This is a genomic window from Shewanella sp. c952 (assembly GCF_019654975.1).
Classification (GTDB): Bacteria; Pseudomonadota; Gammaproteobacteria; order Enterobacterales; family Shewanellaceae; genus Shewanella.
Genome location: NZ_BPEW01000112.1, coordinates 1 through 562, shown reverse-complemented (window position 1 = coordinate 562; position 562 = coordinate 1). Strand labels below are relative to the sequence as shown.

The 562-nt window shown below is 50.5% G+C and carries 1 protein-coding gene; it reads left to right on the top strand.

Annotated features, from left to right (window positions below; genetic code table 11):
• Positions 1-329: 329 nt before the first annotated feature.
• On the top strand, positions 330-562 hold a 233-nt coding region (locus tag K5R16_RS22120; protein WP_220740570.1), incomplete at its 3' end, for an inorganic diphosphatase.

The window sequence follows — 562 nt, the reverse complement described above, 5'->3', positions numbered from 1 at the left end:
TTTTTTTTTTCAAGCAGAAGACGGCATACGAGATTTCTGCCTGTCTCGTGGGCTCGGCCAGTGAAGTCGATGCCTGCCTCGAGTACCATCAGCAGGATTACAGCGGCGAGCCTGAACTCTAAACGCCGCTTGGGGCTGCCGGGGTCGGCAGCCCTGAATTGACGGTACAATTCAAGGCCTGAGACAGATAGCCTGGGATGAACTGTTGGCAATTAGTCTTAAGACTGCGGCCTTTCATTGGCAAGCCGTCAAATCGCGCTATAATACGCGCCACACTGAACTTCAGGCCGGACCTGAAATAGATTTATACACAGTCTAAGGATACTTCCATGAGCTTAAATGCAGTGCCTGCGGGCAAATCCCTGCCAGATGACATCTACGTGATCATCGAAATCCCACAAAACCACGACCCTATCAAGTATGAAGTGGACAAGGACACAGGTGCCTTGTTTGTGGATCGCATGATGACTGCGCCTATGTTCTATCCTTGCAACTACGGCTATGTGAACCAAACTCTGAGCCTGGATGGTGATCCGGTAGACGTACTGGTTCCTACTCAGTA